General features: G+C 42.8%; 5 protein-coding genes. 2 read left to right on the top strand and 3 right to left on the bottom strand.

Annotated features, from left to right (window positions below; translation table 11 throughout):
* The first annotated feature begins 39 nt into the window (after positions 1-39).
* Both ABXZ32_RS11870 and ABXZ32_RS11875 read left to right on the top strand, forming a co-directional pair.
* Positions 40-1,287, top strand: coding sequence for an NRAMP family divalent metal transporter (locus ABXZ32_RS11870; RefSeq protein WP_354618890.1), 1,248 nt, complete (start codon positions 40-42; stop codon positions 1,285-1,287).
* A gap of 103 nt (positions 1,288-1,390) precedes the next feature.
* Complete coding sequence (locus ABXZ32_RS11875) at positions 1,391-1,582, top strand: hypothetical protein (protein WP_354618891.1); 192 nt, start codon at positions 1,391-1,393, stop codon at positions 1,580-1,582.
* A 6-nt stretch (positions 1,583-1,588) separates the two neighbouring features.
* On the opposite strand, the gene ABXZ32_RS11880 is transcribed toward ABXZ32_RS11875, so the two are convergent.
* The 3 genes from ABXZ32_RS11880 to ABXZ32_RS11890 form a co-directional block, all read right to left on the bottom strand.
* A complete protein-coding gene (locus tag ABXZ32_RS11880) occupies positions 1,589-3,511 on the bottom strand; it encodes an OmpA family protein (RefSeq protein WP_354618892.1) in 1,923 nt (640 codons plus the stop codon).
* A gap of 13 nt (positions 3,512-3,524) precedes the next feature.
* Positions 3,525-4,511, bottom strand: coding sequence for a PorP/SprF family type IX secretion system membrane protein (locus ABXZ32_RS11885; protein WP_354618893.1), 987 nt, complete (start codon positions 4,509-4,511; stop codon positions 3,525-3,527).
* Positions 4,512-4,519: 8 nt separating this feature from the next.
* Positions 4,520-7,950, bottom strand: a 3,431-nt coding sequence (locus tag ABXZ32_RS11890; protein ID WP_354618894.1) for a Calx-beta domain-containing protein, incomplete at its 5' end; no start/stop codon positions are given.

The raw sequence follows: 7,950 nt of genomic DNA on the forward strand, positions 1-7,950 counted from the left end.
AAATAGTACATTAGGGCTCATTAGCCAACCCTACCAATAATGTCCAACTTAAAGATTCTCCTTAAAAACCTAGGCCCTGGTCTCCTTTTTGCCAGTATGGCCATTGGAACGTCACATTTAGTATTGTCTACCAAAGCTGGTGCCCAATATGGCTGGATCATGATCATCCCCATTATCCTGGCCAATGTGCTTAAATATCCTTTCTTTGAATTTGGGGTTCGCTATACCAATGTGACCAATAAAACCCTAATTGAAGGTTATCTCAACAGAGGAAAGGGCTACCTGTGGTTCTATGCTTTTATCACCCTCATTTCAACCTTTACCATTTTGGCTACCCTCTATGTGGTTACCTCGGGCCTATTCATAAACCTCTTTAAAATAAATGATGCCTCGGTAAGCGGGGTTGCCCTTGGATTGTTCGTCTTTATTAGTGCCCTACTGATCATAGGCAAGTACAAGTTTCTGGAAACGTCCCTAAAATTGGTGGTTTCCATTCTTTTTATAGCCCTAATTGTTACTACGGCCTTAGTCGTATTTAAAGGCAATGTGGCCACTGCAGACAATTTTACACCTATGCCCATCTTTAACGAGGTAGGCATATTATTCTTGATTGGTCTGGTGGGATGGATGCCAACAGCCGTTGAAGCTTCTAGCTGGATCAGTCTTTGGACCATAGAAAAATTTAAGATCACCAATACCAAATTAACTTTACGGGAAGCGCTACAGGAATTTAATGTGGGATATCTTCTGACAGGCCTACTGGCCATTTTCTTTATGGTCATCGGCTGGATGACCTTGTACGGTACCAATACAGTAATTAGTGGCAACGCTGTTGCTTTTTCTGATCAATTGATACAAATGTTCACCACCCATATTGGGGAGTGGACCTATGCCTTTATAGCCACCGCCGCCTTTGCTACCATGTTCAGTACCTGTATGACGGCTCATGATGCCCTGGCACGGGTAAGTTTGGATATCATTGGCCTACTGTCCCCAAAAACAAAAACCAATAAACTACAATTTTCAGTGGCAATTATTCTCCTGGCTATCGTGAACTTTGTGGTCATTACCGTTTTTGGTGGCAATATGGGGAAATTGGTGGCCTTGGCAACCTTTGTTTCTTTTGTCCTAGCTCCCATCATTGGATATATGAACCTAAAAAATGTTATGAGTACAGATTTGCCGGTATCGGCACAACCCGGTAAAGGCTTAAGAATACTCACCTATTTGGGCATTCTTTTCCTCAGTTTTTTTGCCATTTATTACTGTTGGATGATCTTCTTTTAATAGAAAAATGTAACATAAAATCTACGCCTTATTAAAGACTTAACAGTCAAAACTTGCCATTGTCCCTTCAATTTAAGACCTTTACAACCTAAAGTGTGATAGTATGAGATTGATTAGCGTCATAAGAAAGACAAGAAACGAAAGAAGGTACACCAAAAAAATGGGCAACTTTTATACCAAGGTGACCTACATTAAAAAAGCCATTTTGGGTATCCCAGTGCGCACCCTGCACAAGTACCGCGAGACCTATTATGGGAAGGTTAAGGATTGTGAAACCTGCAATCTCGCGAAATAAAACTTCCTAAAAGATAGTCTTGTAATTCAAGATAACCAGTAACGTCCTTTCATTCTGTTGGTGCAACATATCCAAACAGAACACTCCGTTTGTGCAGTTATTGGTGATTTTCTCCTCGCCAAATCCTACGGTGAACAAAATATTATCGCCCTTGACTCCGTTTTGGAGCAAATACTTCTTGATGGCTTCAGAACGTTCTTGGGATAATTTTAAATTATAACTGTTACTTCCCCTGCTATCGGTATGTGTTTCAATTCTCAATTGGAGCTTGGGGAACTTGGTCACCGCATCTACCACCTTATCCAGTTCCATAGCTATTTCAGGAGTTATGGTACTTCTTCCCTTCCCAAAATAAAACTTTCTCAGTTTTAAAACGGTCTGATTTTCCTTCTCTTCTACCACATCCTCAATGGCCATCACCCCGATGTTGAAATCATTTTTTTGTAAACTTTCCAATTTTTCATCCTGATAGGTTTCCAGATAGGTTGAATGCCTATCCTTGCTTGCTTCTACCGTAATTACATTTTGAAATGGCACCTCAACTGAATAATCACCTTCTTCATTGGCATACAGCTCCTTTATAACTACCCCTTCCTTGTCCAGCAAGCGTATCTTTGCCTTTTCAATACCTTGATTGGTTGAAAGGTTAACTACCTTACCTTTGATGGCAAAAGTCTTCAGTCCAAGTGGTTGTTTTGAATTGAACACATAGATATCATCATTTCCTTTTCCACCAGCCCGATTGGAAGCAAAGTACCCCAATAGTCCATTGGATCCGTCTTCTCTGATAATCAAACCAAAATCGTCGGAAGAAGTATTGATCCCACTTCCCAAGTTCACTGGAATACTAAAATTTGCATCGGCATTCATGTTCGACTTATAAACATCCATCCCTCCCAAGCCATAAAAAATATCGGAAGAAAAATACAGGCTGTTATCATAAATATATGGCGCAATTTCGTTCCCTGCAGTATTGATCCTAGGCCCCAAATTTATTGGGGAGGACATGATCTGACCGTCATTGGTATACACATAGTAAAGATCTGTTCCTCCGTACCCTTCCGGGAAGTTCGCCGCAAAAAACAGCTTGCCGGTAGCGTATTCAAAAAACGGATAGTAAAAGGATGTACTCAAATCTCTCAATAAAAATTTAAAGGTTCCATTTTGATCTACCATACCCATAGAAAGGGCATTTTTACCATTTTCGTCAAATGAGAGCTCATCCCCGTTAGCATTGGAAAGGATATAAAATGTACTCTTAAGTTCCTTGGAATAATAAGGTGTGGCCTCATGAAAAACAGATTCCGGAATTTTGTCAAATGAATTTGAAACCAAAACATTGCCATCCTGTTCTATCCTGCCGATCATGATATCCATATATGACTCCCCAGAAGGCGCGTATTTTTCCTTTATATTCTCATTTCTGGCACTGGTGAACAATAAACGATCCTCATAAAAGGAGGGGGAGAAATCCGCCTGAGGGCTGTTTGTCCGAAGGTTAATCACTTCTATATCACTTACCGATTGTCCTTTTAATAGTTCACTATTGAACTCATAATTTTCCAGAACTTCTTTAGGGAACGATTTTTTTCTTGTCTCCAAAAAGGCACCTACCCTAACATTACCTTCTACCTTGGACATAGATTGAAGCATCCTATTGAAATAGGCATTGGACATGGTGGTGTCCTTTTTAAATATGTCCATGTAAATATCCCCGGATTTTTTATAATCCCCAGTCTTAAAATAAGCATCGGCCAAGTTTAAATATTGTTGCTGGCTCAGCTTATTTTTGCGCATTTCTACCTGATACTCTTTTATAGCCGCTTTATAGGAGTAACTAAAAAACAAATCATCTCCCTTTGATTTTTTATTTTGTGCCGTAGTTATTGTTGCCAATAATAAGAAAACTAAAAGTGCTCTTAATTTCATGTTTTGTTACTTTTTAAAAGAATCTTGGGGTATCTATTTGTTTTGTTTTGCCCTTGGCGTTTTTATTTCTATCCTTTTTATTGCCATCTCCCTTACCTAAATAAAACTTAAGGATTACTTCATGTGACCCGCTGTTGTATTCGCCCAGGCCATTGGTATTATAATCATAGGAATATCCAATAAAGGTGCCACTGGATACCTGAAATCCTGCCAGACCACTTATAGCATTATCCACCCTATAAGATGCTCCTACAGTAAACACATCACTGATAAGGAAGTTTGTGGACACATTGATATTCACCGGGGCTCCCTTTAGGTAATTCACTAAAAAGGCGGGTTTAAATTTTAGCCCCTCCGAGAAGTCGAACACATAACCTCCAATAAAATTGAATTGTATCTTATCATCCACGACCGTAGCAACTTCCTCGTTGTAGATCCCACTCGTCAAGAAATTGGGCACGGAGATCCCTGTATACCAATTCTCGTTATATAAAAAAGCTCCTGCCCCAATAGTGGGGTAAAAATTGTTAATGGTAGATTCATTCAATAAGGGCTCATTGGGATTCTCAAAATCCCCCTTTGAAAAATCCACATTTAAAAAAGACCCACCGGCATCCAGTCCAAAGGACAATTTGGTATCATCCGAAAACTGTACCTGATAGGAATATGCAATATCCACAAAGGTTTGTGTTGATGGCCCCAATTGGTCGTTTATAACATTAAATCCTAAACCAGTTTTTTCATTGGCCATAGGAATGTTTACTCCAAAACGCATGGTTCGGGGAGCGCCTTCAATATCTATCCACTGTGCCCTGTATAATCCTGCTATTTCCGCCTTTTCAACCGTTCCCACATAGGCGGGGTTGAAACTACCAATATTGTACATGTATTGGGTGTATTGTGGCTCTTTTTGCCCGACAACCGTAAAGGTCACCATTAATGATAGTATGCAAAAAACTAAAATATTTCTGTCCCCCATTTTGAGTGTGCTGTAAACCATATTCCTTATTATCTTATAATTTGGATCCATCCTTTTCTTACTTCTGAACCATCACCGAGGTCCAATACATAAAAATAGGTCCCTTTTGGCAATTCCCCATTATCGCCCTCACCTCTCCACGTATTGTCGTATCCGGTCACGGAAAAAACTTGGTTGCCATAACGATCATATATTTCAAGGGTATTGTTTTGATATTGAGAATCTTGAATATCATTGATAATCAATATGTCATTGACCCCATCTCCATTAGGTGAAAACTGGTTAAAGATAAAGCCAGGTTCATCACTTGAGCGAGGGGCAACCACAACTGAGACCGTTCCCACATTATTAATTGTATTGCCATCTGTTGGGGAAGAACTCACCAAGGAGGCTATATTTTGATAGGTTCCCTGTTGTGGCACAGTAACGGTAATGGTCAAGGTGCTAACCTCTTCAGGGGCTATGGACATCAGTTGCCACCTACCGGCAATTTCATCATAGATTCCACTGGAAGCCACGTGTGAGACATATTGAAAGCCCAAATTAACGTCTATGAGTTCATTGATGACCACATCGGCCACAGTGATCTGGCTAAGGTTGGTCAGGGTGACGGTAAAGGTTATTTGTCGCCCTACAGTGGGATTGGCATTGTCCACCTCCTTGATAAGTTCAAGGTCTACTGTACATGCCGCAGATATATTTGGGATACAGGCATCATCATTGGCAGGATCCAATTGATCCACCACCCCATCATTGTCGGAATCCAAGGTATTGGAATCTAAAGCATCAATTATTCCGTCCCCATCTTCATCCAAGGGATTGTCAACATCATCTCCTACTTCCACCGCGTCATTTATTCCATCCCCATCCGTATCTGGATTATTGGGGTCTGTGCCCAGTGTGATCTCCTCACCATCCAATAAGCCATCGTTATCAGAATCTACCGTACATGGAATAACACTAACGGTAACTGAAACGGAATCATTAGTACATGGTGCCTGTGCACCAGTAGTGGTATAGGTGAATACATAATCCCCATCGGCCAAACCTTCAAAATCCACAATATTATTGGCCCCAATTACCAAAGTACCGCCCGAAGGGTCAGTGGTAATAGCCCATGTTCCAGCGTCTGCCCCAGAAAGGGTATCGTCCAAATCTAGAGTAGTTGGCCCTCCCGCGGGATCACTACACGATCCTATATCTGTAGGTGTGCCTGCACTTGGCTGGTCAAAAACAGTGACCGTCACCGGTACTCTTGCAGAGGTACAGTCATTGGCAGTGGCCTCCACATAAAAGACCGTGGTTACGTTCACATTAGGTGTGTAGGTAGCCCCTTCTGCCAAGATAATCGTGCTGGTTTCTGAGTCGTACCACCTGATGGTCGCCTCCTCACTTACGGTTACGTCAAGTTCAACAGTACCTCCCCCACATATTGGATCGGGATCCACAACGGAGATATCAGGTGAAAAATTAAGTTCCAACTCCAATCGGGCAGCTGGACTATAGCAATCATTTGTGGCATCATAGAAAAATCCGAAATAAGTTGCGGCAGTGGTAACCACTGTGTTTGAAATCCTACCGGCCACGTTAAAGGGATCGGACACCCTGCTCCAGACTAGGGATAGTCCAGAAGGGATAGTGCTTACATACTCGTTCAAATCTTGACTTATAGAATCACAGAAGATGGTATCGACCGTGGGATCAAGATCCGGGGCCGTGTTTCCGGCCGGACAGACCTCATCATCCACAATGGTTCCAACACCTGTATCATCTCCCAATGAAACTAATATATTACTTACATTGCTCAATATCACTGTGAAATCTTCATTCTGCTCTACAGTGGTATCATTGGTAATGGGCACTGCAATATTTTTAAATTCGCCGCCCGTACCCGCAAAAGTAAGGGTTCCGCTTGTGGCCGTATAATCTTGGCCAGCCACGGCAGTACCATTCGAGGTTGCATAATCCACGGTAAAACTTCCAACTGCATTCCCGGTAAGGGTCACTGTGAAATTTGCCGGACCCCCATTTTCATTAACGGTTACATCACCAATGGTTATGTTGGCCGAATCATTATCTACTATACTGGCCCTTCCGATCGCATTTGTGATATTAACTATTCCTGTACTATTTACATTACTCAAGGTAACAATAAAGGTTTCACTGGGCTCAACAAAAATATCATTCAATATAGGAACTGTAATCGTTCGTGTTTGTCCGTTGGTTCCCGTAAAATTTAAAATGCCATTGGTAGCCGTATAATCCGACCCGGCAGTGGCAGTTTCATTGGAAGTTGCATAGTCCACTGTAAATCCGTCAGGAACTGTCCCGGTCAGGGTCACTGTAAAGGCAACAGATCCAGCTGCTTCATTTACGGTAACTGTCGCTGAATTAATTGTAATACTCGCCGTGTCGTTATCTGAAATATTAACCGTGGCATTGGAAGAAGCTCCTATGGTATATCCAGTTCCGGCAATTATGTTCAAGGTTACCGATTCACTTCCCTCCACCAAGGTATCGTCTATAGGTGTCACCGTAATGGTATTGGTTTGAGATCCGTTTGGTATAGAAACGGTACCGGACAGTGTATTATAATCTGTCCCGGCAACAGCACTCCCGCTAACGGAATAATTTACAGCTATGGCCCCCCCACTGACATTTGTAGTATTTAGGCTTACCAGAAAAGTACCTGTTGTGAGTCCGGCTTCCGTAGCTATGGCGTCAGAAGCTGAAATGGTGGCTATATAATTATCGTCATTTAAAATTGTGTACGTAGTTGACAGTGGCGCTACAAGACTGGCATCGCCTGTAGAGCCGGAAAGAGTCAGTATCACAGTTTCGTCATTTTCTACTACCACATCCCCAGTAATTGAAAGCCCAAGATTGATAGTTCCGTTCGAGTAAACCCCTACAGGTATATTTATAGTGGTGCTGGAAAGGGTATAGTCTACGCCACCGCCAGTTGCAGTACCTCCAGTAGTCAATGTTACTGTGGTAGGAGCTACAACGGTTCCATTCACAACTAAAGTTGGAATACTTCCCCCCGTGTTCTCAGGACTTGATGCGCTAGCTGTGGAAAAGGCCACTGTGGGCGCAGCTGTAGTTATCACATTCGCCGTATTGCTGTTTGCCGACTCGTTGCCTGCGGCATCGATCGCCCTTACCGTAAAGGCATAGGCAGTGTTCGGCGTCAGTCCCGTTACGTTGAAGGTCGTCGCCCCACCGGTCGTGCCGATCTGGGTCCCGCCCTGAAATATCCTGTAGCCAGTCACCGCTACGTTGTCCGTAGACGCGTTCCAATTAAGGGTCGTCGTGGTAGAGGTCGTACCGCTCGCGGCCAGTCCCGTCGGTGCGCTGGGAGGTGTCACATCACCTGTAGTGGTCACGTTCGCCGTATTGCTGTTCGCCGACTCGTTGCCTGCGGCATCGATCGCCCTTACCGTAAAGGCATAGGCAGTGT

It is taken from the genome of Sediminicola luteus (genome assembly GCF_040566555.1).
Taxonomy (GTDB): Bacteria; Bacteroidota; Bacteroidia; order Flavobacteriales; family Flavobacteriaceae; genus Sediminicola.

Bases quoted from the DNA above. Each gene is read 5' to 3' on its own strand.
- ABXZ32_RS11870 (WP_354618890.1), top strand. From the start codon at position 40: ATGTCCAACTTAAAGATTCTCCTTAAAAACCTAGGCCCTGGTCTCCTT.
- ABXZ32_RS11885 (WP_354618893.1), bottom strand. From the start codon at position 4,511: ATGGTTTACAGCACACTCAAAATGGGGGACAGAAATATTTTAGTTTTT.
- ABXZ32_RS11875 (WP_354618891.1), top strand. From the start codon at position 1,391: ATGAGATTGATTAGCGTCATAAGAAAGACAAGAAACGAAAGAAGGTAC.
- ABXZ32_RS11880 (WP_354618892.1), bottom strand. From the start codon at position 3,511: ATGAAATTAAGAGCACTTTTAGTTTTCTTATTATTGGCAACAATAACT.